Annotated in this window: 17 protein-coding genes; 8 read left to right on the top strand and 9 right to left on the bottom strand. The window is 62.3% G+C overall.

The genetic code is table 11. From position 1 onward, the window contains the following. The first annotated feature begins 40 nt into the window (after positions 1 to 40). Entirely contained in the window at positions 41 to 1,258 is a 1,218-nt protein-coding gene (locus ABDJ38_RS06210; protein ID WP_346784212.1) for a patatin-like phospholipase family protein, read from the top strand. Here the strand turns inward: ABDJ38_RS06210 and ABDJ38_RS06205 are convergent. Both ABDJ38_RS06205 and ABDJ38_RS06200 read right to left on the bottom strand, forming a co-directional pair. Continuing rightward, positions 1,255 to 1,638 carry a DUF6152 family protein gene (locus ABDJ38_RS06205; protein WP_346784211.1) on the bottom strand — a complete coding sequence of 128 codons (384 nt, stop codon included), beginning with the start codon at positions 1,636 to 1,638 and terminating at the stop codon, positions 1,255 to 1,257. The genes ABDJ38_RS06210 and ABDJ38_RS06205 overlap by 4 nt on opposite strands. A gap of 22 nt (positions 1,639 to 1,660) precedes the next feature. Continuing rightward, the gene (locus ABDJ38_RS06200; protein ID WP_346784210.1) at positions 1,661 to 2,293 is read right to left on the bottom strand and encodes a hypothetical protein; all 633 of its coding nucleotides are present in this window, start codon (positions 2,291 to 2,293) and stop codon (positions 1,661 to 1,663) included. A 568-nt stretch (positions 2,294 to 2,861) separates the two neighbouring features. Here ABDJ38_RS06200 and ABDJ38_RS06195 point away from each other — a divergent pair. Both ABDJ38_RS06195 and ABDJ38_RS06190 read left to right on the top strand, forming a co-directional pair. Next, positions 2,862 to 5,822, top strand: coding sequence for a TonB-dependent receptor plug domain-containing protein (locus ABDJ38_RS06195; RefSeq protein WP_346784209.1), 2,961 nt, complete (start codon positions 2,862 to 2,864; stop codon positions 5,820 to 5,822). Positions 5,823 to 5,967: 145 nt separating this feature from the next. After that, positions 5,968 to 6,918 carry a MarR family winged helix-turn-helix transcriptional regulator gene (locus ABDJ38_RS06190; protein WP_346784208.1) on the top strand — a complete coding sequence of 317 codons (951 nt, stop codon included), beginning with the start codon at positions 5,968 to 5,970 and terminating at the stop codon, positions 6,916 to 6,918. Positions 6,919 to 6,927: 9 nt separating this feature from the next. Here ABDJ38_RS06190 and ABDJ38_RS06185 read toward each other — a convergent pair whose 3' ends face one another. Then, the gene (locus tag ABDJ38_RS06185; RefSeq protein ID WP_346784207.1) at positions 6,928 to 7,839 is read right to left on the bottom strand and encodes a TauD/TfdA dioxygenase family protein; all 912 of its coding nucleotides are present in this window, start codon (positions 7,837 to 7,839) and stop codon (positions 6,928 to 6,930) included. 215 nt (positions 7,840 to 8,054) lie between these two features. On the opposite strand from ABDJ38_RS06185, the gene ABDJ38_RS06180 reads away from it, so the two are divergent. Beyond that, positions 8,055 to 9,545 carry an FAD-dependent oxidoreductase gene (locus ABDJ38_RS06180; protein ID WP_346784206.1) on the top strand — a complete coding sequence of 497 codons (1,491 nt, stop codon included), beginning with the start codon at positions 8,055 to 8,057 and terminating at the stop codon, positions 9,543 to 9,545. Between the two features lie 117 nt (positions 9,546 to 9,662). Here the strand turns inward: ABDJ38_RS06180 and ABDJ38_RS06175 are convergent, their stop codons facing one another. Then, the gene (locus tag ABDJ38_RS06175; protein WP_346784205.1) at positions 9,663 to 11,318 is read right to left on the bottom strand and encodes a dihydroxy-acid dehydratase domain-containing protein; all 1,656 of its coding nucleotides are present in this window, start codon (positions 11,316 to 11,318) and stop codon (positions 9,663 to 9,665) included. A gap of 66 nt (positions 11,319 to 11,384) precedes the next feature. Next, positions 11,385 to 11,915 (bottom strand): MarR family winged helix-turn-helix transcriptional regulator, encoded by a 531-nt coding sequence (locus ABDJ38_RS06170; RefSeq protein ID WP_346784204.1) that lies wholly within the window; start codon positions 11,913 to 11,915, stop codon positions 11,385 to 11,387. A gap of 410 nt (positions 11,916 to 12,325) precedes the next feature. On the opposite strand from ABDJ38_RS06170, the gene ABDJ38_RS06165 reads away from it, so the two are divergent. The 4 genes from ABDJ38_RS06165 (at position 12,326) to ABDJ38_RS06150 (ending at position 17,282) form a co-directional block, all read left to right on the top strand. Further along, complete coding sequence (locus ABDJ38_RS06165; protein ID WP_346784203.1) at positions 12,326 to 13,894, top strand: MBOAT family O-acyltransferase; 1,569 nt, start codon at positions 12,326 to 12,328, stop codon at positions 13,892 to 13,894. Between the two features lies 1 nt (position 13,895). Then, positions 13,896 to 15,119, top strand: a complete 1,224-nt coding sequence (locus tag ABDJ38_RS06160) for a prefoldin domain-containing protein (protein ID WP_346784202.1) — start codon at positions 13,896 to 13,898, stop codon at positions 15,117 to 15,119. Positions 15,120 to 15,144: 25 nt separating this feature from the next. Next, positions 15,145 to 15,390 (top strand): acyl carrier protein, encoded by a 246-nt coding sequence (locus ABDJ38_RS06155; RefSeq protein WP_346784201.1) that lies wholly within the window; start codon positions 15,145 to 15,147, stop codon positions 15,388 to 15,390. Positions 15,391 to 15,773: 383 nt separating this feature from the next. Next, a complete protein-coding gene (locus ABDJ38_RS06150) occupies positions 15,774 to 17,282 on the top strand; it encodes an HAD-IIIC family phosphatase (protein ID WP_346784760.1) in 1,509 nt (502 codons plus the stop codon). A gap of 589 nt (positions 17,283 to 17,871) precedes the next feature. On the opposite strand, the gene ABDJ38_RS06145 is transcribed toward ABDJ38_RS06150, so the two are convergent. The 4 genes from ABDJ38_RS06145 to ABDJ38_RS06130 all read right to left on the bottom strand — a co-directional run bounded on the left by ABDJ38_RS06145 (position 17,872) and on the right by ABDJ38_RS06130 (position 25,097). Beyond that, positions 17,872 to 21,087 carry an autotransporter outer membrane beta-barrel domain-containing protein gene (locus ABDJ38_RS06145; RefSeq protein WP_346784200.1) on the bottom strand — a complete coding sequence of 1,072 codons (3,216 nt, stop codon included), beginning with the start codon at positions 21,085 to 21,087 and terminating at the stop codon, positions 17,872 to 17,874. 79 nt (positions 21,088 to 21,166) lie between these two features. Beyond that, positions 21,167 to 23,560: a TonB-dependent receptor gene (locus ABDJ38_RS06140; protein ID WP_346784199.1), complete on the bottom strand. Its 2,394-nt coding sequence runs from the start codon at positions 23,558 to 23,560 to the stop codon at positions 21,167 to 21,169. Between the two features lie 44 nt (positions 23,561 to 23,604). Next, complete coding sequence (locus ABDJ38_RS06135) at positions 23,605 to 24,528, bottom strand: FecR family protein (protein WP_346784198.1); 924 nt, start codon at positions 24,526 to 24,528, stop codon at positions 23,605 to 23,607. A 38-nt stretch (positions 24,529 to 24,566) separates the two neighbouring features. Then, positions 24,567 to 25,097, bottom strand: coding sequence for an RNA polymerase sigma factor (locus ABDJ38_RS06130; RefSeq protein ID WP_346784759.1), 531 nt, complete (start codon positions 25,095 to 25,097; stop codon positions 24,567 to 24,569). Positions 25,098 to 25,235 lie beyond the last annotated feature (138 nt).

The raw sequence follows: 25,235 nt of genomic DNA, 5'->3' as shown, positions 1-25,235 counted from the left end.
CAGGCCATTACCGCTGACAGTGGCGACGGCGGAGACAGGAATGGCGCGGCGCAATACCACGATGATTGTCGCATATGCCTCGCACGCTTGGCTGCGACAGCGGATTGCCCTGCTTCTGCTCGTCCCCCTGTTGCTGCTCGGCGGCTGCGCCAGTCTCGACCGCGAGCCTTTCACCGCGACGCAACTGGAAGCCGCGCAGCTGCCCGAGATGCCGCAGGTCCGCTATTGGGCTGACGCGCCCGATCTGATCGAGCAGATGGCCATTCCCGCCCCACCTGAGGGCGAACCGCGGCGATTGCTGGCGCTGTCGGGCGGCGGGGATAAGGGTGCCTATGGCGCAGGCTTTCTCAACGGCTGGAGCCAGTCGGGCGAGCGCCCGCAGTTTTCCATCGTCACCGGTGTCAGCACCGGAGCGCTGATCGCGCCCTTCGCGCTACTCGGCCCCGACTACGACGACAAGCTGACCGCCGCCTATACCCAGATCACGCCCGACGATATCTACGAACCGCGCTTTCCTTTGGCGATCCCGTTTTCCTCTAGCGCCGCGACCACCGGTCCGCTCGAAGAGCTGATTGCGCGGTTCGCCACCAATGCCTTGATCGACGCAGTGGCCGAACAGCATCGCCTGGGGCGGCGATTGTACGTGGGGACCGTCAACCTCGATCGTCCCGGCAATGCCATCTGGGACATGGGGGCAATCGCGGCCAGCCAGGCACCCGACCGCTATGACCTGTTCCGGCGCATCATGCTCGCGAGCAGTTCGGTTCCGGTGGCGTTCCCGCCCGTGTTGATCGAAACACAGATCGAGGGCCGCGTGATCAGCGAACTGCATGTCGACGGCAGCACCATCGCCACCTTGCTCGCGACGCCCTCGATTGCCGATGGGCAGACCGGCCGGGCCGGGCCGCAAGCCGAACTCTACTTGCTGGTGAACGGCAAGATGGCCGGTGACTTCGAGATGATCAATGGCTCGCTTCCCGATATCGCTGCGCGCACGATCGATGTGATACTCTTTGCCAGCCTGCAAGACCGGGTGAACTCGGCCTATGTCTGGAGCCAGGCGGTCGGCGCGACATTCCGCCTGACCTATATCGGCCAGGACTACGACGAGCGTGACCACGACCTCTTCGACCAGGATTTCATGCGAGAGCTCTACGCCTACGGCCTCGAACGCGGGCGGCAAGTTGCGTGGCAGGATAGACCGCCCTCACCTGCGCCAGAGCCTGAAGCCGGAACAGAGGCGGCCGACGCAGACTAGAACTCGAGCTGGTTCAGCGTGCGCCCGTCGGGAAAGGTGACCGTCACGTTGAAGCCGCCATTGCGGCCATCGCGCAAAGGGTAATAGGTCACGTCGATCTTATCGCCCGGCGTTAGCGTCCTGCGCGACCAGCCTGCACGGCTGAGGTGGTTCGGGCTCATGCCCTCGAAGGCCCAGCGCTTTGTCTGCCCGCTGCCATCCTTCGCGGTGACGTAAAGGAAGGTGTGCGGATTCGTCCACTCCCAGCGGGTTACAGTCGCATCCTTGAGCGGGACCGCGCTACCCCATTCGAACATGGCAGTGGAGTGATGCGCCGACGACGTGGTCGCCCCAAGCGCAAGAAGTCCGGCGGTGGCGAGTGCGATAGCTGAACGTTTCATGATGGCTCCTGGACCTGATCGGTTAGTCGAGTTCATCGAACCCGAGATTCATACTGGGGCGACCGTCTTCATCGGCCGCGTCGCGATTGTTTTCCTGGCAAATGTACTCGCGCAGGTCCCAATCGGGCTCAAGCCGGTAGGAGACGGTGGTGGTGAAAGGCTGGGTAAACAGCTCCGGATCGGTGATCGTGGTGTCGATCACCAGCTTTTCCGGATTCTCGAGATAGATGCGCTCCTGCATCCTCGTTTGCTGCGTCGGGTGAAGGCCCGACATCAACGAGATCAGCGGTGAAAAACCGATGGTGTCGACCACCAGAACATCGTCCTCCCAGTGGCCGACCGAATTGCCGTTGAAGAGAAAATCCGGGTCGGCGGGCAATGCGCGCCCGTCGGTGAATATCTGGCGCAGCTGACTGTGAGTCTCGATCACGATGTTCACCTTTCCGGGCGAGTAAATGAACTCGATCGGATAAGGATAGCGCATGACGCCCGGCATCCCGGTCGGTCGGCAGTTTGCGCCTTCGGTCTGGATGTTTTCGCCCTTGGCCTTGGCGGCGTTGAAGGCGTCTATGGTTGCACGCGCCTGCCGGGTGAGCGGAGCCTCTCCCTCGGCGGCGCGCAGCTTGGTGATGGCAGACCAGTCAGGCTGCCACACGCCTTCGAAGGCTGGCAGCCCCGCGATCTCAGCATATGCCGACTCGCGGCTCTGCTCCGTGATTGTCTGGGCAGAGGCGGTTCCCGCAATGACCAAAGCAGACCCGACTGCGACATCCAAGACTCTGATAAAACGCAATTCTCTATCCTCGCCCCGCATCTGACCCCATCTGTTACCGGGCCGGATTCGCTATTCTTCGCTAGAAGGATTTGTTGATCTAGTCAATCTCAAGTGGGAAGAAGCTACGTGCAAACATGTAGATCATTCATATAATGCAGCTATTATCTGAACATATTTGCGCCTTTATAGTGGGTTTTTGCTGATATCACGCCATAATCCCATTCAAACTTCACTAAGCAAATGCCACTTGACATTGATTAAATCAAATAAGATGATTCCAACGAGGACTCAAGTCCTTGAGAAAAATGGCGCTTGCAGGTGTCAATAACGGGGGAGACGGGCTTTTCGTCCGACATTGGGGGTGCGCGTGGTCCGCGAGGGAAACCTGCGACCTGCGTCTCGATACCCTCCCGCGATCCATGCGGTGCCGATGTGGGAGGGAACAAAGATGACTAGCCGAACCGCACCCAAATTCCGTGCCACGCTGCTGGCAGCCTGCGCGGCATGCGCCGCCACCCCCGCCCTCGCACAGGACGAGAACCGCGAGGAGGACGGCACCATCGTGGTGACCGGCTCGCGCATCGCGCGAAGCACCTTCGACAGCCCCGCCCCCGTCACCACGCTGGGCGCAGACGACCTTCAACGCCGCGGCGTCACCAACATTGCCGAAGCGATCACCGAACTGCCCTCGTTCCGCGACACCACCGGGCCGCAAACGCAGGGTTTTGGCAGCTTCAACGTCGGCGCGCGGATCGTGAACCTGCGCGGACTTGGCGTCACGCGCAACCTCGTGCTGGTCAACGGCCGCCGCTTTGCGCCGACCACGCGCGAAGGCTCGGTCGATCTCAACTTTGTGCCCTCGATCCTGATCGAGCGGACCGAAATCGTCTCGGGCGGCGCTTCGGCGGCCTATGGCTCGGACGCGATCACCGGCGTGGTCAACGTGATCCTCAACGAAAACCTCGAAGGTCTGAAGCTGGAAGCCGATGTCGGCGTGTCCGAGCGCGGCGACGGCGAACGCTATCACGCCGCCGCCGCCTTCGGCACTCGCGTCGGTGATCGCGGGCACTTCGTGATTGGCGGCGAATGGTCGAAGCAGGAAGGCATCGGCAACTGCTTCGAGCGCGACTGGTGTACGCCCGGCGCGGTCGTCACCAACCTTGGCTACGCAGCCGGCAATGGCCAGCCCAACTACGTGCGCAGCAACGATAACGCGGGGCTGAACTTCAACAGCGGCGGCGTGGTGACGCGCGGGCCCTATGCCGGGCTGCTCGGCACTGGCGGCATCACCTTCGATGCCAACGGCGATCCCGTACCATTCAACGTCGGCAGCCCGAGTTTCGCGCTGTTCCAGGTCGGCGGCGACATCGTGCCCGCCTATATCGACGCCAACATCACCGTTCCCGTGGAGCGCTATTCGGTGAACGCGCATTTCGACTACGAATTGAGCGAGGGGCTCACAGCCTTCATCGATGGCACCTATGGGCATGTCGACGGGCAACTGTTGCAGACCTCGTTCTTCAACACCGCGATCCCGATCTTTGCCGACAATCCATTCATCCCCGACGCGATCCGCAACACTTTTACCAACACGGCTCCGCCGACCGGTCCCGCCTCGCTGACCCGCCCTGCGAACAACACTGCCGCCTTCACGATGGCGCGGCTGTTTAACGATCTGGCACGCGGGTACAGCACCTCCGATGCCGACACCTATCGCATCACGGGCGGGCTCGAAGGCGAGTTCGGCAGCGGCTGGAACTGGAACGGCTACTACCAGTACAGCCGGACCGACCGTTTGCAGGTGGTGCAGGACAATCTCGTCGTCGGCGCCGCGGTCTATCCGGTCACCGATCCGGCGACCATCGCCCAGTCGAACGCCTATTTCTACTTCGCCGCCGACGCTGTGGTCGATCCGTCAACCGGCCAGCCGACCTGCCGCGCGCTGCTGAGCGACGATCCCGCGCTAAGGGCCGCCGCGCAAGGGTGCGTGCCGCTCAACCTGTTCGGCGAGAACAATTACGACCCTGCGGCGAAAGACTACATCTACGGCGACCTGATCGAGGATATCCGTCTGCAACAGCACGTGGTCGCGGCCAGTGTCAGCGGCAGCCTGTTCGAGGCTCCGGGCGGCAACGTCGGCATTGCCTTCGGCGCCGAATACCGGATCGACAAGATCGATGTCACGCACGACGACCTCTCAAACCTTTACGCCTATTTCCAGAACTTTGGTGCCGACTACAACGGCAAGACCGAGGTGATCGAGGGTTTTGCCGAGGTCGAGGTGCCGCTGCTGGCAGATGTGCCGATGGCTGAAGCGCTGACCTTCAACGCAGCCATCCGGCAGACCCATTACCAGATCGACGGCTTCGGCAGCTATCTGCGCACCAATGTCTCCAACTCGTTCGATGCAACGGCGTGGAAGCTCAGCGCCAACTGGGAACCGACCGACTGGCTGCGCTTCCGTCTCAGCCGCTCGCGCGATATCCGTGCGCCCAACTTCGCCGAGCTGTTCCTGTCCTCGGCCTCCGCCTTCAGCACCATCTCCAACCCATTCCAGGGTGGCGCTGGCAACAACCCCTCGCTGCTCAGCGGCGGCAGCCCGTTCCTGCGCCCGGAAAAGGCCGACACCTGGGGCGCGGGTGCAATCCTCAGCCCCGGCGGCGCGCTGGAAGGCCTGCGGCTTTCGGTCGACTATTTCGACATCACGGTAAAGGATTACATCTCCAGCCCGCCCGGCGGCGCACAGAACATCGTGAACGAGTGCTTCGGCGGGCGCGAGGCGGCCTGCGCGCTGATCAACGATGGCACCATCACCACCGGCGATGCGCTGACCGAAGTCCGCAACGTCTCGCTCAACCTCGAGGAGCTGCGCACCACTGGGTTCGATTTCGAAGCCGAGTATCGCTCCGACCTTGGCGGCGGGAACCAGCTGATCCTGCGCGCGCTCGCCACCTATGTGGACGAGCTTTCCACGCTTTCGTTCGGCCAGCTCATCGACCGCTCGGGCCAGACGGGCGGGTCGGCGGGCAATGCGTCGGCCGACTGGACCGCCAACACCTTCGTCACGCTGGTCAACCCGCGCTTCACGGCAACCTTGCAGGGGCGCTACATCGCCAGCGGCTTGCTCAACGCGCTTTACACCGGCCCCGGCCAGGACGGTTACGGCCCGACCCAGCGCAACAGCATTTCCGACAACTCGGTGCCGAGCCGGTTCTACCTGAACCTGTTTGGCACTTTCAATGTCGGCCCCAACTGGGAAGACGGCGAAGGGCTGCAATTGTTCGCCCGGATCAACAACCTGCTCGACAAGGATCCGCCGATTGTGCCGGAATTCCAGTTCCCGACCAACCCGGTCTATTTCGACACCATCGGCCGCTATTTCACCTTCGGGGCCCGCGCCCGGTTCTGATCGGATTGCACCGTCCTCCCCGGTGCGCGGCGCCAGCAGCTCGTGAAGAAGAGCTGCTGGCGCCGGTTCGGTGATTTGCTCCTCCCGCCAATTGCGAATATCCGAACTGCGCAAGATCCATGGGCGATGAGGGATGAACGAGCGAATGGCTGGCGACAAGAATGGCGACCATGCGCTGCTGGCAGGGATTCAGAAAGACCTGCTCTCGCCGCGCATCCTGGTGTTGAAACGGCTCCTCGAACAGAGCGCCCGCACCGACTTTGCCGGGCTCGAACCTGAAAACGCCTTCGCCCGACGCATCCTCTTCGCGCTCTTTCGTAATCGCGAGAGTCGCGTGTTCGAACTTGCCTATACGCTGGGCAGCGATATGGCCCAGGTCAGTCGCGGGCTTGCCACGCTGCGCAAGGATGGACTGGTCAACACCAGGCGCCAGCGCGATCCCTACACTCTGACCTCTGAGGGCGAGAAGCTGGGCAAGCAGCTGTTCGTCATCGCCGAACAGCGCGAGGCGCGCCTGTTGCGCGGCTTGGAAACAGGCGAGATCATTGAACTGGTGGCCATGCTCATTCACCTGCAAGGGCGGGCCAATGTGCTGCTCGCTGAAGAGCTGGCTCTGGCACGGTCTGAAGGCGAACCGTCAGAACTGCCCGCCGCGCAGACCGAGTTTGCAACCCGCGTACATCCGCTGCTGTCCAATCTTGCCAACACAGTGCTGCGCACGGCCACCGCCGCCTTCAAGCGGCTGGCTGGCGCCTCTCAGTTCGAATGGCGCGTGCTGGTCAATATGGCCGAACGACCCGCTATTCCTTTTGCTGGCCTTGTCCAGCATATCGGCGTGGACAAGGGGCAACTCAGCCGAACACTCAACGCGCTTGAAAAGTCGGGTCTGGTCGTGCGCACCGAGGACGCCTCCGGCGGCCCGCGCCGCCTCGACCTCACCGCGAAGGGGCGGCGCGTCTACCGGCTGATGCTGACCGATTCCGAACAACGCAATGCGCATATGATCGAGGGGCTGCGGCCCGTTCACCTCGAACGCCTGCGCGCACAACTTGACCGGCTGATCGCCAACGCGGTGACGATGGCGCCCGAGACCTGACGCCGCGATCTAGCCGACCTTGTCGAGCCGCGACATCGGCGGGGCGTTGCTGAACAGCTCGCCGAAGGGATCGTCAGGCTGCTCAGGTGCGTCGGCCTCTCGCACCGTGGCGCGGCGCATGTCGCGGCGCTCATCCCAGTTGAACCCGGCGCCGCGATGAAGGCAGGCGAGGTTGTCCCAGATCACCATATCGCCCACCGCATAGTCGACCGAGATGATGTACTTGTCCTGCGTCGCATGGGCATTGAGATAGTCGATCAGCTCGCGGCTTTCCTCCCAGCCCCAGCCGACCACACGATAGCAATGGGCGCCGGCATAGACCATCTTGCGGCCCGATCCGGCGTGGATGTGAACCAGCTTGTGCACCGGGCGATGGCGCTCCTCGATCATCTCGCGGGTGATCTCGGCCCCGCCCTGCTTGCGCGACCACCACAAGGAATGCTCGCATTCGAGGTCGGCGATCTTCGCTTTCACGTCTTCGGGCAGATCGTCATAGGCGGTGCGCGCGTCGACGAAGCAGGTCGGCCCGCCGCTGGGGGGAACTTCCACCGCGCGCAGCATCGAATAGCTGGTGCGCAGGTCCATGAACGAGCTGTCGGTGTGGAAGATCATGTCGCCCTTGCGATAGGTCAGGGCGCTGGGCGCGCGGTTGATCTCGCCGTCCTTGTCGAGGTTGCCCGCGTTGAACAGGAACTGGCGCGGGCGGCCATCGCGCGGGGGCAAGCTTTCGAGATAGCCGAAATAGCCCGCGAACCGGACCTGGCCCTCGTCGTCGAGGCCGGTATCGCGATAGACGGTGACGCCCCACTTGTCCTGCATCGCGATGATCTGCTGGATCGTCTCGGGATCCAGCGGCTTGCTGATATCGACGCCCGTGATCTCGGCCCCGAAGCGCGGCGAAAGGGGTTTTGCCTCAATCATAGCTGGTTATCCTTTCTGCAGTGCCTCATCCTGATGCCGCCCTTGCTTGGGCGATGCTCTGACAGCCCCTGACCGGGTAGTCAGAGCCACAGACATTATGTAGGTTGGTACATTATCGCGCAAGAGCCTATGCGGAGCGCATGCAATCAATCCACCAGACATGGTGAGAGATCAGATCAGCTCCAGCCAATTGGAGCGACAGGAAGAGGCAAGTCGTGAGCGAAACCAAAAAACCACAAATACCAGACTTACAGCAGGTTAAAGGCCATTCCGAAGAACGCTTCCTCGGTTCGGATGTGTTCCGTTCGCAAGAGCGCAACTTGCCCCCACCCGCCCGCGGCGGAACGATTCGCGAAGATGCGCGCGATATCGACGTCTATCATAAGGCCGACGTGGTCGTGGTCGGCGGCGGCCCGGCCGGCTGTGCGGCTGCATGGGCGGCGGCCAAGACCGGGGCCGATGTAACGCTGGTCGAACGGTACAATTGCCTCGGCGGGCTTTCCACCGGTGGACTCGTCATGTGGATCGACCGCATGACCGACTGGAGCGGCAACCATGTAATCCGTGGCTTTGCCCGCGAATTCATCGACCGCATGCCCCAAGAAGGCGTCGCCGGTCCGCCGATGGAGGACTGGGGGGCGCGCGAAGAGGCCAAGGTCGCCTACTGGAGCCACCGCACCACCGCCTTCCACGGCATCGTGCAATGGGCTCCCACGCTGGACCCCGAGCGGATGAAGCTGAACGCGCAGGAGATGCTGCTCGAAGCAGGGGTGCGGATCGTGTTCCACGCCTGGGCCGCGCGCCCGATCATCGAAGACGGGGCCGCGCGCGGCGTGATCTTTGAGAGCAAAGCGGGTCGGCAGGCAATCAAGGCCAAGGTGGTGGTCGACACCACCGGCGATGGTGACATGTTCGCCCGCGCCGGGGCCGAATTCGATACCGATATCGAGGAAGGCGACGTCCACCACTCGATGAACACCGGCTGGGTGCTCGGCGGGGTCAACATGGACCGCTGGATCAACTGGAAGGTGCTCTATCCCGAACAGCTCACCGAGCTGATGAACCGAGGCCGCGAGGAACTGGGCTATTTCCAGACGCCTTATGTCAGCTGGCGGCCCGACATCGCGCTGTTCCTCGGGCCGAGGCAGTCGGGCCTCAGCGCGCTTGATGTCGACGATATGACTGAAGTGGAAATCCGCAGCCACCGCCTGATGGAGGGGCACTGCCAGTTCTTCCGCAAGCACGCGCCGGGCTTCGAGAACGTCTATTCGCTGCAAAGCGCAAGCCAGCTGGGCGTGCGCCATACGCGCAGGCTCGGCGGCATAGGCCGGATCGAGCGGGCGGACTGGCCCAAGGGCACGCCTGCGGCCGACGAGGTTGGCGTGTCGCCCTCGATCAGCCCCAAGTTCCCGGTGGTGTCAGTGCCCTATGGCAGCCTCGTGCCGCGCGCGCTTGACGGGCTGCTGGTGGGCGGGCGGCACATCAGCTGCGACGCGAACAGCCACGGCTTCATGCGCGAGATCCCGCAGTGCTGGCTGACCGGCCATGCCGCCGGTGTCGGCGCGGCGCTGGCGGCCAATGCCGGGATCGAACCGCGCGCGGTGAACGTCGACGAGATTCGCCGCACGCTGCGCGATCAGGGCGCACACCTGCACGACGATGCGGCGGTGAAAGAAGCCCGTAGCGAGGCGGCTACGGTCGCCTGATCGTATCGACTGACAAAGCCCTTCCCCTGTGAGGAAGGGGTGGGATGGGGGTTCCACGCCAGCGTTGAGCCCCCAGCCCCTCCCCGATGGGAAGGGAGTAAGGTGGATCAGGAGACTCTAGCTCTTCTCGGGCAGGAGCACGCCACCGGTTTCCATACCACGCACCGCTTGGCGGAAGTTGTCGAGATAGCCCGAGGCCGGCACCCGCACCCCAACACCTTCGCGCGCGGCCAGCTCTTCCGCCGTAAGCGCCACATCGATGCTGCGGTTTGCAACCGAGATCGTGATCACATCGCCATCGCGCACCTTCCCTATCGGCCCCCCGGTCGCCGCTTCGGGCGAGACTTCGGCCACGGTCAGCCCCTTGAGGCACAGCCCCGAAAGCTGCCCGTCGGTGACGAAGGCGGTGGTCTTGGCGAGCCCCGCCGCATCGAGCGCAAACAGGACCAGCGACGCGCCGCCGCCCATTGCGGGGCCGCCCTTGAGTCCCTGATTGCGGCTGACGATCACATCGCCCTCCTTGATAACGCCGGTCTTAATCGCATCCATACAGGTGGCCGTATCCTCGAACACCCGCGCCGGGCCCGTAAATTCCTCGGGCCGCGAGCCGTCGCGCACGCCGAGGCGCACCACTGCCGTATCGGCAAAATTGCCCTTGAGGATGGCGATGGCAGGGCCTTTGCCCACCGGATTATCGAGCGGCTGGATCACGTCCGGCCCCTCGATCTCGTAATCGGCGAGATTGTCCGCCAGCGTCTTGCCGGAGACGGTTAGTGCACTGCCGTCAATCATCGGCAACAGGCGCTTCAAAGTGGCGCGAGCGCCGCCCGCATCCTCGAACTGTTCGATGCGGATATGCCCGGTCGGTCGCACCGGCGAGAGGACAGGAACATCGCTCATCTCCTCCCACAGTGCGAAAACGTCGACACCGTTCTCGGCCTCGATCGCGGTCGCCTGCAAGTGCTTGATCGCGTTGATCGAGCCGGAGACCGCCAGCACCGTCGCCACGGCATTCTTGAACGCGGCAGGCGTAAGAATGTCGCGCGGGCGCAGGTCTTCCATCACCATTTCGACGATGCGCCTGCCCGCAGCCTTGGCATTGGCCTGCATCTTGGGCGAATTGCCGCGCACCGGCGCATGGCCAGGCAGCGCCATGCCGAGCGCCTCGACCACGCAGTGCATGGTATTGGCCGTTGCCATGCCTGCGCAGACGCCGGGGCCACGAATGGCATTTTCGGCCATGTCGGGGATCGGGAACTTCGGCTTCTTGCCGAAGATGGCCCCGACCTGCCCCGACCAGACGTCTTCCACGTCGACCGGCTCGCCGTCGATCTCGCCCGCCTGCTGGTAGCCGCCGATCACGAGGATCGTCGGGATGTTGAGCCGCGCTGCCGCCATCAAGTGGCCCGGCGGGGTCTTGTCGCAGGAGGTCAGGCAGATCATGCCATCGAGCAACGCAGCCTCGACCTGAACCTCGATATCGTTGGCGATGATGTCCCGCCCCGCGAGGATGTAGGAACCGGACTTGCCCGCGCCGGTGATGAAGTCGCTGGGCGCAGCCGTGCGGACCTCGAACGGCACCCCGCCCGCCTCACGGATCGCTTCCTTCACCAGCTTGGCGATGCCATCGAGATGAGCATAGCAGATCGCCAGTTCGCTGGAGGAATTGACCACCGCGATCTTGGGCTTTTCCATGTCCTCCTTGGACAGGCCAAGTGCCTTCCAGTTCGCGCGACGACCGGGGCTGTTGGCATCAAGGCTGCGTAGTTTCATGGTCTTTCTCTCCCAAGCGGTTTTGCAATTATGTCGCATACTACATAATTGGGTGCAAGACGTGCCTCACTCGCCCGCGTTGCCGCCCTCCATTGCCTCGCCAATCTCTCGCATCAGCACCCCGAGCATGCGCGTACAGGCCACCAGCTCCTCATCGGAAAGCGCGCCCAGAATTCTCGCTCGGGTAGGATCGAGCACCTCGCGCACTTCCTCCATGATGCGCTCGCCTTCCTTCGTGATGGCAATCAATCTGGCCCGCGCGTCGGCAGGGTCCGGCTCGCTACTGATCAGTTCAAGCGCCTCCAGTTCCTTCAGCACCCGGATCGCGGTCGGCCATTTCACGTGCATGTTGCGCGAAAGGTCGCCGACCGTCACCGGGCCCTCGCAATGCATCAGGGACGACAAGGTCTGCCATTGCGCGCGCGAAATCCCGGTACGCTGCTTGACGAGGCCATCGACATAGCTGGTCCAGCGCCGCGCAGCGATCACGAGCCCGCGGGTAAGCAGGAACTCCTTCTCAAGTCGACTGTCGCGGCCATAGTGTTCGTGAAAACGGGTCGCCCACTTGTCCATATCCAGATTGCCATCAAACTTCATTCCGCCCCCAGTCCGCCTTTGCCCAGCCTAGTCCGTCGGCCCTTGCTTGGCTGATTATAGGCAGAAAAAGAGTGACGGGGCCAGCGCAGGTGGCCGGATGCAGGCTTGCGGACGCCGCCCGACACGCCAGGCGACACATAGGGCGGACGGCAAACAGCGCGCCATTGGATTTGGAACTCCGGAAGCAGCCTATTGGCAAGCAACGAACAGACCGCCTCCCCACTCAATTCGCTTTTTGCGATACCCATTTTGAGTAATTGCCTCTCCTAGCTGGCACCAGAATATACCAATGCCCAATTCCAGCGTGAGAACGAGCTTTGTACTGTCCCCCTGCTTAGGCATCTTACCCTGGAACCATGTGGCACGCCCGTCACAGTGAACTTTTCGATGAAGACTGAAGGAAAACAGAATTGATCTTCACCGATCCCCTTTTTCTGTTTGTACTCCTGCCCATAACGCTGGCGGTTTTCTATACTATTGCCTATTTCCGCGGCAAAAATTCGGCTCTCGCAATATTGTTCATTGCGTCTGTCATCTTCTACATCCCTTTCGGCACGGCCTCCGCTATCCTTCTGGTCCTGGCGCTGATCGTAAACTTCTCCGTCGCCGTCGCCATCACTTACTTGAGTGACAGCAACAAGAGCAGGAGAACGATTTATTTGTCTGGACAGGCATATAACCTCATATCCCTGTGCTACTTCAAGTATAAGATCGTAACCGTGCTATTTGGCCCGAGCGCAGGATTCGGCATCGACATTGCGGGTCTGGCGATCCCGGCGGGCATATCGTTCTACACGTTTCATGGCGCTGCCTTCCTCGCGGACGCCTATTCGCGCGAGAAAAACGTCAGTCAGTTTCTCGGTCAGCTGACCTCGTCCAGAACAGTTCTGGGAGCATTCAGTCGATATGGCGCCTTTGTGAGCTTCTTCCCGCAGCTCGTCATCGGCCCGATCACCTATATCAGCGAGTTCAATCCGCAGATTCAGTCCAAGCGATTTCTTCGCCTGAACCCGATCGATCTGGCAGTCGGGCTGGGTTTCATTTCGATCGGCATGTTCAAGAAGGTGGTCGTCGCCGACAATCTTGCGCCGACGGTCGATATCGTTTTCGGCGCAGCGGATATCGGTGCGGAGATCAGCCCGATCCAGGCATGGATCGGTGCCCTGGCCTATATGGGCCAGCTCTATTTCGACTTTTCCGGCTATTCCGACATGGCTCTGGGCCTCGCCCGCCTGTTCGGATTGCGGCTGCCGATCAACTTCTTCTCACCGTTCAAGGCCAACGGCTTCATCGACTATTATCGCCGCTGGCATATGACGCTGACCCGCGTGATCGCGCGCTTTCTCTATACGCCGCTATCGGTTGCCGGAACGCGCTACGCGATGTTCAACCGGCTCGCCCCCATACCCGCTCACCTCGTCAGCCTGTGGCTGCCGATGCTGATCAACTTCCAGATCATCGGCCTGTGGCACGGCGCCTTGTGGACCTTCGTCGTATTCGGGCTGATGCACGGTTTCTTCATTGCGCTGGAAACCGAGATCCGGGCTTCAAAATGGTACAAATCATACAAGAAGACGACATCCCCGCTTGTCGTGGGCACAATCGAACGCGCAGTGTTCTTCCTGCCGCTTCTTCTCAGCCTCGCGATGTTCCGGGCGGAAAGCGTGAGCGGCGGCTTCCACCTGTATAGCCAGATGTTTGGGCTGGCCTTCGACGCGCGGTCGCTCTTCGACATGAAAGAGCCGGTACTGATGCTCATGGGCGCCTTTTTCATCATCTATTGCTGCCCGAACAGCGTTGAACTGATGCGGCGGTATCGGCCCGCCATCATGACCTACGAGAACAAGAGCTACGGGCTCCCCATCCTGCGCGGGCTTTGGCGTCCCGGCTGGGTACAGGCGGGCTACATCTCGGTCCTCGTCGTCGCCTCGCTTTACTACGTGTCCCGCCAGCCGCCTTTCCTCTACCAGGGATTCTGACGTGATGACGCACGCGACCAAGTCGATCACCAGCTCAGCTTCCGATCTGCCTTCACCCCAGAAACGCTCGCTCTCCGCAGTGCGCTGGCGAGCGGCCCGTCCGATGGTGATGGCGGCGGCACTGTTGACCGTGATCTATCTGTCGCTGGCAGCGGTCGTGATCGCCGTCGACCCCCACAATGTTTACCGCTGGGGCCCGCAGCCTCGCATCGAGCCAGGCAACACGCCCAGGGACGTCGTTATCGATTGGATCGATGTTGCGGCAAAGGATTCGTCCTACGACACCTTCCTCGTCGGCAGCTCGGTTACCGAGATGTACACCCCGGAGTATCTGAAAGGTATACTGGGCCCGGACGCGAAGGTGATCAATCTGAGCTACGGCGGCCCGCGTCCTCGCGACCGGGATCTGGTTCTCGATCAGCTGGTCAAAAGCGACACGGTCAAGCATGTCATCGTGTCCTTCGAGTGGACCTATATTCGCGATCCCGATGTCACCAACATCAGCTTTCCGGCGTTCCTGTACGATGACGACATCGCCAACGATCTTCGGATGGTGAATTTCCCGACCATTCGGACGACGTTCAGCGTTCTGGGCGGACAGCGCTTCTACAGCAATGACGACGATGCGAGGTACAAGCGCTATGTCGATGGGATGTATGCAAGTTTCCAGCGTCCGGAGGAAATGGCCAGGATCCAGCGCGAGGTTGAGCGGCACCGAGCGCAAATCGGGGCTTCAAGCGGCAGGGACTGCGCCAGTTTCCAGGCGATAAACGAGCAACTTGTTCCTAATCTGAAGGCGCTCTCCGACAAGGGTGTGAAAGTGGACGTAATGATCCCGATTTCGTCCTATGCTTTCTATTACGTCCGCCGGAACGACATCAGCCCGACCTTGCTCGACGAAATGATGGTCGCGCGGCGTTGCCTGGTGAACGCGGCCAGTGACATCCCTCACGTCTCGATCTTCGCATTTGACGATGATCCCGCCATTGCCGGGGACTTGGCGAATTTTCGCGAAGTCGGGCACCTCTATGACCCGGCTATCCTGAGCAACTTCATCAGTGCGATAACGACCGGGAAGGGTCGCTTGACCCGCAAAAATTTCCCACGCCACGAAAACGCCATTCGATCGGCAGTCGAGAACTACCAAACAACCAACACGCGTCTGGATATGGTGGCGGCCCGCTCGGAGACCGAGCAGGCCGCGTCAAAGTCCAGCACTTCCTAGCCACGCGATTCAAAGGACAAGCAAGATGTCGAACCAAGAAGCCATTCTCGAAAAGGTCTCCGAAGTCATCAGGGATCTGTTTGACGAATATGATGGCCCAATAACCATGGAAACGACGGCGAACGATGTCCCGCAATGGGACAGCCTGTCTCACGTACGGCTTATGGTGATGATCGAAATGGAGCTGGACGTTCACTTCAGCACGTCGGAAATGCAGAGCTTCAAGAACCTCGGCGATCTCGTGAATGCGGCCGCGAAGCATAAGGGATGACACAAGGCAACTTCCCGTGGCGGCGTCCGCTGGTCCAGGATTGGGACGAGCAACTGGCCGAAATAGAGCGCGCTCTCGCTGAGGGTCGCGCGCCGGAATATGTTGCGGTCAAGGCGCTCGCCAATCAGCAACTGGGCATGCGCGAGCAGCTACGAATAGAGCGACTGGCCAAGAAGCTCTCCAAGGCCGCCTCGCCCGTCGCCGGATTTGCGGAGGTTACGATCGGCCTGCTGGGCAATCGTACCTTGAGCTTTCTTCCCGATCCCCTCGCCGCCGCCGGGCTCGCACGTGGGCTGAAGATATCCGCCATCGAAGCGCCTTACGACAGCGTGGCAAGTTTCGCCTATTCGCCTGCGGACTGTTTCGGGCGTTCGTTGGACGCGGTGCTGGTCGTGCTCGACGAAAGCGCATTTGCAAGCAAGCGTCCGATGCTCGACCAGGCGGCCGAAGACGAAGCGCTCGCGGATGCGGAAAATCTCGCCACCGCGCTTGCTGCTGCGGCGCAGGAAAAGTCCGGCTGCAAGGCCATTATCGCGACGCTTCCCGGTGCCGTTCAGGTTTCATCCGCAGAGCTGGCGACCCCCGGCACCAGCGCGCGTTTCCGGCATCGCGTGAACCTCATGCTCGCCGAAGGTGCGATGAAGGGCCAGTGGCTCCTGTGGGATCAGGCCGCCCTTGCAAGCCGGGTCGGTCTGGAGACATGGCTCGACCCTGTCCGCTATCACGCCGCGAAGATTCCGTTCAGTGTCGACGTATGCCCCTTGGCCGCCGACAGTATCGCATCCGTGCTGGCGGCGATGAAAGGGAAAACCGCCCGGGGCCTTATTCTGGATCTCGATAACACCTTGTGGGGCGGCGTAATCGGTGACGATGGCCTGGCAGGGATCAGGCTCGGCCAGAACTCGCCCGAAGGCGAAGCCTTTGTCGCATTCCAGAACTTCATCCTGAGCTTGCGCGACCGTGGGGTGGTGCTGGCGGTCTGTTCAAAGAACACCGATGAAATAGCGCGCGAGCCGTTTCGCAACCACAACGAAATGCTCATCAAGGAAGATCATGTCGCCGTGTTCCAGGCCAACTGGAACGACAAGGCAACAAACATCACATCGATCGCCGAAACGCTGAGTCTCGGTCTCGAATCATTCGCCTTCATCGACGACAATGCGGCCGAGCGCGAACGTGTACGGCAGGAATTACCGCTCGTGTCGACAATCGAAGTCGGTGACGATCCCTCGTTCTATATTGAGCGCATCGCGCAGTCGGGCCTGTTCGATCACCTCCCCCTGAACCAGGAGGATATCGCGCGAGCAGAAAGCTATGGCGGGCGGGCAGCAGCGGCGGAAATACGAGCAAAAATCGGCAACTACGACGACTATCTGACCTCGCTCGATATGCGCATGGAGATCGAGCCGTTCGACGATGCTGGACGCAGCCGCATCACCCAGCTGATCAACAAGTCCAATCAGTTCAATCTCACTACCCGTCGCTATGGTGAAGAGGACGTGCGGAAGATCGAGCAAGATCCCGACATGATGGGATGGCAGGTTCGGCTGGCGGACAAGTTCGCCCAGCACGGCATGATCGGCGTTGTCATCGTGCGCAAGCAAGAGACCGAGTGGACAATCGACACATGGCTGCAGTCGTGCCGCGTGCTGGAGCGCGGCGTGGAGCAATGTGTGATGAACATGCTGTTCGAAACAGCGGCAAAGGCAGGCGTAAAGACGATCCATTCGCATTACATTCCAACCGATCGGAACGGAATGGTTGCGGACTTCTACACGCGGCTTGGATTTCCCGCCTCTAAACAACAGGATGACGGTTCAACCTCATACTCTTGCGAAGTTGCAGACTATGAGCCCCACAAGAACTTCATCGACGTAACCCTCGCCGGCTAGGGACGCGGCAAGAGATTGCCTCGGCCTTTTCTTAGGCCAACGCGTTCCGCCAGCCGGTCCTGGTGGCCGAGTGGCGGGATCGTTTGCGCTTGTCTTCTGTATCGGGCGCTTGCGCGCGGGAGTTCAAGAGCCCTAAAGCACGCGTCCGCAGGACGGCGGGGCATACCTGCACCGCGGTCGCTCTTGTCCGGCTTAGAAGCCCGCCCTGAACCTCATCGCCACAATGCGTCCGACGGGGCGGCTATGCGCAATGGGATCGGACGCGAGATTGCCGTTTTGCATGTAGGGCGGATCGTTATCGAACAGGTCTTGCACATCGAGCGTCAGCGTTACGTATTCAGCTAGCGAAAACGGCGCCTCGATCCGGTTGCGCAGGGCAAGATCGACCTCGGTATGCGACGAATGCCCATCGCAAATTGCATTGCAAGCGCTTGCAGGAAGCGTCCGTGGATGGATCAGCCAGACAAGACGCGCAGCCTTCTCCCATCGCCGGCAAAGAGGCGGGTGGCAAGGATGCGAGAGCAAGGCACCGAAGTGCCCTGCCCTCGCAACGCCGCATTCCAGTGGGGAGCTGGTCAGACGGCGCTAATTACAAGCCTATGCGCAGGGTGCCTTTGAGCGAGAACGCGGTCTTGTCGAAGCGCTCTTCGGCGCCAATTTCGCCGCCGAACTCGAACACCTCGCTGCCGCCGACAGCCCGGGCCCGCGCGAACCAGCCGCCCTTTTGTTCCTCCGGTGCGATGGTGAAGGATTCGCCGTCCTCGAACCGCGCCGTGGTCTCGCCGAGGCTACCGCCAACCACTTCGCGCCAGCCGCCCTCGCCTTCAACGCGCAGCCAGCTGCTGTCGCGCGGGCCTTTGCCGTAGAAGTCGATGCCAACTGTAACACTGCCGTTGACGGCGAACTCATCGCTGTCGCGCTCCTCGACGATCAGGTCCATGCCCTTGCCACCGCCTTTTTCGGTGTAGCCGTCCTCGGAAAGCTTCACGAAATCAGCCCAAACAGCGGGCCGGACGAACAGCCAGCCGTCCGTCTCGTAGGCCGCGCCACCACTGAGCGTCGTGAGGTTGCCGCCCCAATCGCCTCGCGATTCGAACTTCTCGGCGGTGCTCCCGGTGCCAATCTGGAGCGTGCGCGTGCCGCCGAAATCGACAAAGCCATAAGATCCGCGCCCGAAAGCACTAAATCCGCCCCATTTCCCGCGCCAGTAGGCCGCCACTTCAATCGTATTGGACTGCGCCCGGGCGAAGTCGTTGCCCTGATCGAAAGTGTTGTAGAGATATCCGAGCGAGAGACCGATCGAGCCGAACTTCTCTGTGTCGAGTTCGGCCGCGACCGAATAGCCCATGCCGTCCACATCGTAGGAAGCGGTGGCCTGCTCGTCCTTGGAGCTGGTCCACACGGCGGCGTTGAAGATCAGATCGATCCCACCCAGCGAATAGGTCGGCCCCACGCTTTCGGCAGCCTGACGGCCCATGATGCGCGTGCCCATGCTGATTCCCTCGAAAGCGCCTCCGCCATGTTCCGGCAGCAACTGGCCCAGCGCCGTGCGGAAGGTCTCGCCCTTCGTGATGCCCATGAAATAGTCTTCGATATCCTCATCATTGCCGAGGGCTGCAAAGACCGCATCGAAGGCCGAGGCCCGCGCACCGTTAAGGCCGAGTTCCTCCACGCTACGACGGGCGATGTCGACCGTGATCGTATTGGGCGCGGCATTGGTGGCGAGTGTAGCCTTGAACAGGAACGGGATCAGCGTTTCGCCCAGGTCGAGGTCAGCCGCACCTTGCAAGCTGCCGGCCCTGAGAATCTCGTAGCGTCCTTCAGCATCTTCGATACTGGCCAGACGCAGTTCGAGCTTGGCACCGTCGGCAAAGCTGGCCGTGCCCGAGATATCGTAAAACGAACCCTGCCCTGCTGTCTTGTCGAGCGTGGCCACCAGCCTGCCGTCCTTGCCCATGTCGAGCGAGGCAATCGACGCGGGGGCCGTCAGATCGAGCGTGCCGCCAGTTACAGTCACCGCCAGATTGCCGGCATTGGCCAACACGCCTGAGAAGCGGGCACTTTCTGTCAGCGTCAAGGTATCGGAACCGCCGCCGAAATCGGCCAGCCCGTTGAATACCGAGCTGCCCGAAAGCGCGAGCACATCGGCGCCGCCTGCGAAATAGGCGTTGCCTTTATAGCTGGCGTCTCCCGACAGCGTCATCTGCGCCGTGCCCGTGCCGAAATAAACCGCGCCTGTCATTGTCCCGTCCGCGAGGTCGAGCACGTCGTCGCCCGAACCGAACCGGATGTCGCCCACAATGCTCGGCGCATCGTAGCCGTTGCCGACCACTGTCTGGCGGATGGTCGCCCCGCTGGTGTTCGCACGCAGGTCGATGGCGATATTGCTGGTCGAGTCCGTTTTCGCGCCGCTGGCTTCGATCTTGCCGCTGTTCTCGATCAGGGCGAGCGTCCCGCTGGCGTCGACGATGGCGGTTGCATTGCCGTTCGCGCCGCTGGACACAGCCTTGATCGTGCCGCTGTTGCGCAAGGCGGGAAGCGAGGCACCGCCATCGATTTGCAAGGCGGTGGCGAATTCACCTGCAGCGTCGGCGCCGGTTGCCTGGACCGTGCCCGATACGCGCAATTCGGGCGTGGTTGCCCCGGCACCGAACCGCAGCGCCGTGGCATTTGCACCAATCGAGACTGCGGTGACACTCCCGGCCACCGCCGCGCCGTTGGCGATGGAGACGGCCCCGCCGCGACCACCGATCAGCAGCCCGTTGGCATCGACGTCAGCATAGACGCCCACTCCGCGCACGACACCATCGATCTGCAAGCCGAATTTGCTTGCCGTGGCAGCGACCGGCCCGACTGCAATGTCGCGCCCCTGCGCACCGATCACCATGGCCGGAGCCGCGCCGTAGCCCAAGACGTTGGCAGATCCCTCTTTCTCATCCGGAATGCCGTCGGCATCTTCGTCGGGGTTCTCCGTGTCGGTATCCTCGGGCGCGATGGCGAGAACGATCCCGCCACTCACGTCGCCCTCGATCACCAATGCGGAGCTGCCTTGCAGCAGGTCGTCCGCATCAAGCTTCGAGGGGTCTTTCGGCGCGCTGGGATAACGGTAGCCGGTCGCGCTGATGCTGCCTTGCACCACCAAGGCGCCCGTTATGTCACCCGAAAGGCGTGCCGCGACCGCGTCCTCGCCCTGCGCGCTGACAGTGCCTGCCAGCCGCACATCGCCGGTGACCGAATCAAGCCTGATCGCCGTGGTGCGATCGCCGAGCACCTTGGTCGTGCCGTTGTGCGTGAACGCGCCATCGAGCGGTCCGCTAACCTGGATGCCGGCGGAATCGTTGCCTTCGACGGTAATCGTGCCGCTGTTTTCGATCTTGCCGGTGTGAGCGCCATCGATGCGAATGCCGAAACGGTTGTTGCCCAACGCGAAGGGTCCGTCGAGGTCGCCGTCGTTGTCGGTGTCGGTCGGAGTATAGGGCTCGTCGATCGCGATCGTGCCCGAATTGACGATTGCACCATTTGTACCGGCCTCAGCGACGATCCCGGCCGCGCCATTGGCATTGGCAATCTTGATCGCGCCTTCGTTGGCAACCGCGTGGTTGCTGTCCATCGTCACCGCGGTACCCGAGGTCAATGTGATCGAGCCCTTGTCGGTGATCTTGATCGCGTCGGGTGCGCCGTTGTTGGCGGTCGAAGTGCTGATCGGCGTGGTTCGCGCGGTGCCGATATCCTCCGCCATAGCCGGTGCGGCAAGCGACGCGACAAGGGCGAGCGCGGCGGTAGAAACGAACAGGGTATTGCGCATGTAAGAATGTCCTCCCGAATGCCTATGCCTGGGAAGACGGAGCCGACCGCCAAATGCCTTGGCGCGGTTTGCAAAAAATTCAGAAAACGGCGTCGAAGCCGAGCCGGATAGTGCGCGGACGCAGCGGCGTCACCTGTTCGCGCGACACGGCGAAGGGCGTGCCCAGCGCAAAGCGGTTGCCTTCAACGTCGGCGATATTGGTCACGCTCAGCGTCAGGCCTCGGCTGGCAGAGCCAATGCGCACGGTCGCGCCGCTATCGAGATAGTCGCCTTGCAAATCGCCCAGTTCAGGCCCGACACCCAGCCGGGATTTTCCGACATAGCTGGCCCAGCCCCGCGCGGTCAGTTCGAGGCTCGAACCAATCGGGCGGCGATAGTCGAGCCCGAGCCGACCGGAGAAACGGGCGATGTTCGGCACCTGGGTCATTACTGTCTGCGCCCAACGTTCAACAGATTGCCTATACTCCGGGGACAGATCTTGCTCGCACATCCTCTCCAAAATCTTCGTGAGGTCGGAATTGTCGACCGTGCTGTGGTTGAACACCAAGCCTCCCTCAACACGCAGACCCGGCGCAAGCTGGACCCCGCCCGTAAGACTGGCCGACCAGACATTCCCGTCGCCGACATTGGCGGTGCTGGGCAATCCCTCGCTGTCGATGAAATCCGCCTGAATATCCGTCCAGCGCGTGTAGGAGAGGCTGGCGACAAGGTCGAACGGGCCGCTGCCGCTCTGTCCATGCCGGACCCCCAGTTCGAAAGTGGAGGTGTGATCGTTGTCGAACCGGGTCACCAGTATCCCTTCGACCGCAAGGCCGCCGGGACGAAAACTTTCCTGATAGCGGACGAACAGGCTATCCTTCGTTCCTAGCCGCGCCAGCAGCGAGGCCGAGGGCAGGAAGGCCTTTTCGCTGCGTTTGGCCGTTTCCTGCCTGAGCATGGCGCTGACAAGCTCTGACACATTCTCGGGCGCACCGCCAAGGCGCGAATGCGTGTACCGCCCACCTGCGCTTGCGATCAGCCCCTCGACCAGAGCTACCCGTACCTCACCATAAAGCGCCGTCTCATCGACCGTGTTGGTGACGCCGGTCGTGTTCTCGACAAGCGATGCCGCCTCCAGCGCCCGTGTCAGCCGGGTGGTGTTATGCGTGAAGGAGAAACCCGCCAGCCAGCCGATGCGCTCGCCCAATGGCTGCCATATCCGCGTCTCATTGGCGATCATTTCGGTGTTGTTGGTTTGCACGAACAACCGAGGGCCGCTCTCAGGCAAGGTCGCGTCGTAGCGCTCGCGCAGATCCTGCGAGGCGACGCCAGTGGTCGAGCGCAACCTGATGTCGCCGAGCCATCCGGACACCACGACCTGCCCGTGCCGATAATCCGCCTTGGAGCCCTCCACCACTTGCGAAGACCGGACCAGCGGCGGGCCATCACGGTCGGCATATTGGCTGTCGTCGGCCTCGATGGTCTGCGCCACGCCGATCAGGTCGACCGTCCATTCCGGGGCCAGCTCCACGCGCATCGAGGCACGGCCGCCCAGAATATTGGTACGGTTGACGTTCTCCATGCCCAGCAGCGGCTTGTCGATATAGCCGCCCTGCGTCGCGGCATCGAGCGTCATCCGCAGCGCCGCGCTATCGCCCAGCAGCGGGAGGTTGGCCATCGCACTCGCATCCACGCCGCCCGCGCCATGCTGGGTTAGCGAACCGCCGATCTGCGCCGACCCGGCCACCACGCCCAGCTCCGGTGCGTTGGGCACCAGCCGGATGATCCCGCCCAGCGACCCCGCGCCATAGAGCGTCCCTTGCGGGCCTTCGAGCACCTCCACCCGCTCCAGATCTGACAATCTCAGGTCGGGATCGGGCGCGTTGTAGCTCAGGCGCAGGTCGCCAAGGTATTGCCCCACCGTCGCCTGCGTGGGGCCGGTGAAGCTGGAATCGGCGATGCCGCGAATGAACAGCTTGTTACGCCCGCTGCCCAGATGGGTCGACGACACGGTAGCGATCCGCTCGGAGATTCGCTCTGTCCCACCAATGCCGCCGAGCGCGATATCCTCGCCCTCGATGATCGTAACATGGCCCGCGAACTCGCTCAGCATGGCGTCCTGCTTGCTGGCCGAGACGACGATTTCAGCCGGTTCGAGCCGTTGGACCGGAGCGGATGCTGGCGCGGCGGAAGGCGCATGGCGCTGACCTGCCCGTCGCGCGCGCGCGGCTTGTGACGACTTTGGCATGGCAACGATGCGCCAGCCGGCAGAGCCCGCCCGCACCGCGCGTCCTCCGGCCGCCTGCGCCAGCCGCTGCGCAGCTTCCTCAGGCTCCATCTGTCCGCGGATAGGCGGCACCCGGCGGCTGGCAATCGGGGCATCGGCGATAACGATGCTGGTGCCGGTCTGCCGCGCAATGGCGATCGCCGCGCGGCCAGCCGTACCAGCGGCGCTGTCGACCATGACTGGACGGGCCAGAAGTGGCCCAGCCATCGACAAGCCCATCAGGGCAAGACTCCAGATGATCGGACGCACGATCAGCGTGCCTCGATCAACCAGCCATCGCCCGCCTTGCGCACGCTCAAACCCAGCAGCGGGCCGAGCGAGGCCGGATCGGCACGGATCGGGTCGATCAACACGCTGCCCGAAACCTCATTGCGCGCGCTGGCCGGTGCGGCGCGGAAGGTCACGCCCGACATGCTGGAAAGCTCGACAGCCAGTTCGGCGATAGACATGCCTTCGAAGGTGATCCGGCCCTCGCGCCACTCTCCGACCTGTTCGAGCGCGATGTCACGCAGCGTCACATCGTCCGAACCCAGCCGGCTTTCGAGCAACTGTCCGGGCGCAATCTGTATGTTCTGCCCAGCCGGATTAAAGATCACGAGCCCCTCCGCAACGCCGACCGCCAGCTCCGCCTTGCTCAACCGCACGTCGAACACCGTGCCCGCATCGACCACCCGATCAGTGGCCACGTCGAGCACAAAGGGATTGTCTTCGTCGTGAACAATCGTGAACAGCGCGCGCCCCTTTTCGAGCGAGGCAAGGCGCGGATTGTCGGGATCAAGAGCAATGCGGCTGTCGGCGGCAAGATGGATCGACCCGCCGCCTTCAAGTGCGATGAGCCGGGTTTCGCCCGGTGCGGTCTCGATAGTCTGTACACCGCCTGTGCCCCACCACAGCCCGATTGCGACGACGACAAGCAGCACCGCTGCCACTGCCGATGAAACCCAGCGACGCGTCACCCTTGGCGCCGCAGGCATTTCGTCGTTCACGGCTGGCACGAAGTCACGCTCCGCCTGCACCGCATCTGCAACGGAGGCGGTGATCCGTTCATAGGCCTCGGCATGTGCCGGGTCCTGTTCGAGCCAGGCGGTAAAGGCATCCCAATCGACGAAAGCGGGATCACCCGTGCGCACCGCCCAATGCGCAGCCTGGTCAAGGATCGGATCGCTATGCTGCATCTTGCAGTCCTCCTGATCCCAAGACGGAGTCAAATGCCTCAAGCCTCATCGATCTGCTCCAGTAAGCCGGCCAGAGCCTTGTAGGCACGACGTAGGTCGCTCTCCACCGTACTGATACTGACGCCGAATTCCTCCGCAATCTGGCGTTGGGCAATCCCGTCGATCCGGTGGCGACGAAAAACTGCGCCAACGCGCGGCGGCTCCATTTCGTCGAGCAGCTTCTTGACCAGCAGCGCCAGCTGGCGCGAGGCGAGCTTCCGGTCGGCCGAAGGCTCGTCGGATACTCCGGGCGTGGTGCCCGAATGCACCTCACTCCACGCCCGGTCACGCCGTTCTGCCTGCCGCCGGGCACGGTAACGGTCGATCAGCAAGAGGTCGGCGGTGCGAAACATATAGGATAGGGGCGAGGCCACCGGCCCGGTCTGCCGCCGCGATATGCGCAACCAGATTTCCTGCAGCACGTCCTCCGCCTCGTCCCCCGCCCCGCGCGCGACGAGGAATCGCAACAGGCGCTCCCGATTATCGAGGAACGCTGCTTCAAGTCCGGAAGAGGATGCCTGTCCTGTCATGATCACGTGCGCGACATCGTGCGCCAAGTCTATTAGCAATCGCTCACGTTGGGAAGCGCCGATGCGCTGGAAACGTTGGCATCAGCTGGCCTGCAGATAGCAACACCGTACATTTCCCTCGCTGCCTGGAACGTCGCC

Source organism: Aurantiacibacter flavus (assembly GCF_039710615.1).
GTDB lineage: Bacteria > Pseudomonadota > Alphaproteobacteria > Sphingomonadales > Sphingomonadaceae > Alteraurantiacibacter > Alteraurantiacibacter flavus.
The sequence above is the reverse complement of the archived record's forward strand: the minus strand, read 5'-3'. Positions and strand labels throughout refer to the sequence as shown.

Excerpts from the sequence above, each read along its gene's own strand:
- ABDJ38_RS06190 (WP_346784208.1), top strand. The coding sequence starts at position 5,968 with ATGGCTGGCGACAAGAATGGCGACCATGCGCTGCTGGCAGGGATTCAG.
- ABDJ38_RS06175 (WP_346784205.1), bottom strand. The coding sequence starts at position 11,318 with ATGAAACTACGCAGCCTTGATGCCAACAGCCCCGGTCGTCGCGCGAAC.
- ABDJ38_RS06130 (WP_346784759.1), bottom strand. The coding sequence starts at position 25,097 with ATGACAGGACAGGCATCCTCTTCCGGACTTGAAGCAGCGTTCCTCGAT.
- ABDJ38_RS06140 (WP_346784199.1), bottom strand. The coding sequence starts at position 23,560 with ATGGCTGGGCCACTTCTGGCCCGTCCAGTCATGGTCGACAGCGCCGCT.
- ABDJ38_RS06135 (WP_346784198.1), bottom strand. The coding sequence starts at position 24,528 with ATGCAGCATAGCGATCCGATCCTTGACCAGGCTGCGCATTGGGCGGTG.
- ABDJ38_RS06205 (WP_346784211.1), bottom strand. The coding sequence starts at position 1,638 with ATGAAACGTTCAGCTATCGCACTCGCCACCGCCGGACTTCTTGCGCTT.
- ABDJ38_RS06210 (WP_346784212.1), top strand. The coding sequence starts at position 41 with ATGGCGCGGCGCAATACCACGATGATTGTCGCATATGCCTCGCACGCT.
- ABDJ38_RS06155 (WP_346784201.1), top strand. The coding sequence starts at position 15,145 with ATGTCGAACCAAGAAGCCATTCTCGAAAAGGTCTCCGAAGTCATCAGG.
- ABDJ38_RS06170 (WP_346784204.1), bottom strand. The coding sequence starts at position 11,915 with ATGAAGTTTGATGGCAATCTGGATATGGACAAGTGGGCGACCCGTTTT.
- ABDJ38_RS06145 (WP_346784200.1), bottom strand. The coding sequence starts at position 21,087 with ATGCGCAATACCCTGTTCGTTTCTACCGCCGCGCTCGCCCTTGTCGCG.
- ABDJ38_RS06195 (WP_346784209.1), top strand. The coding sequence starts at position 2,862 with ATGACTAGCCGAACCGCACCCAAATTCCGTGCCACGCTGCTGGCAGCC.
- ABDJ38_RS06185 (WP_346784207.1), bottom strand. The coding sequence starts at position 7,839 with ATGATTGAGGCAAAACCCCTTTCGCCGCGCTTCGGGGCCGAGATCACG.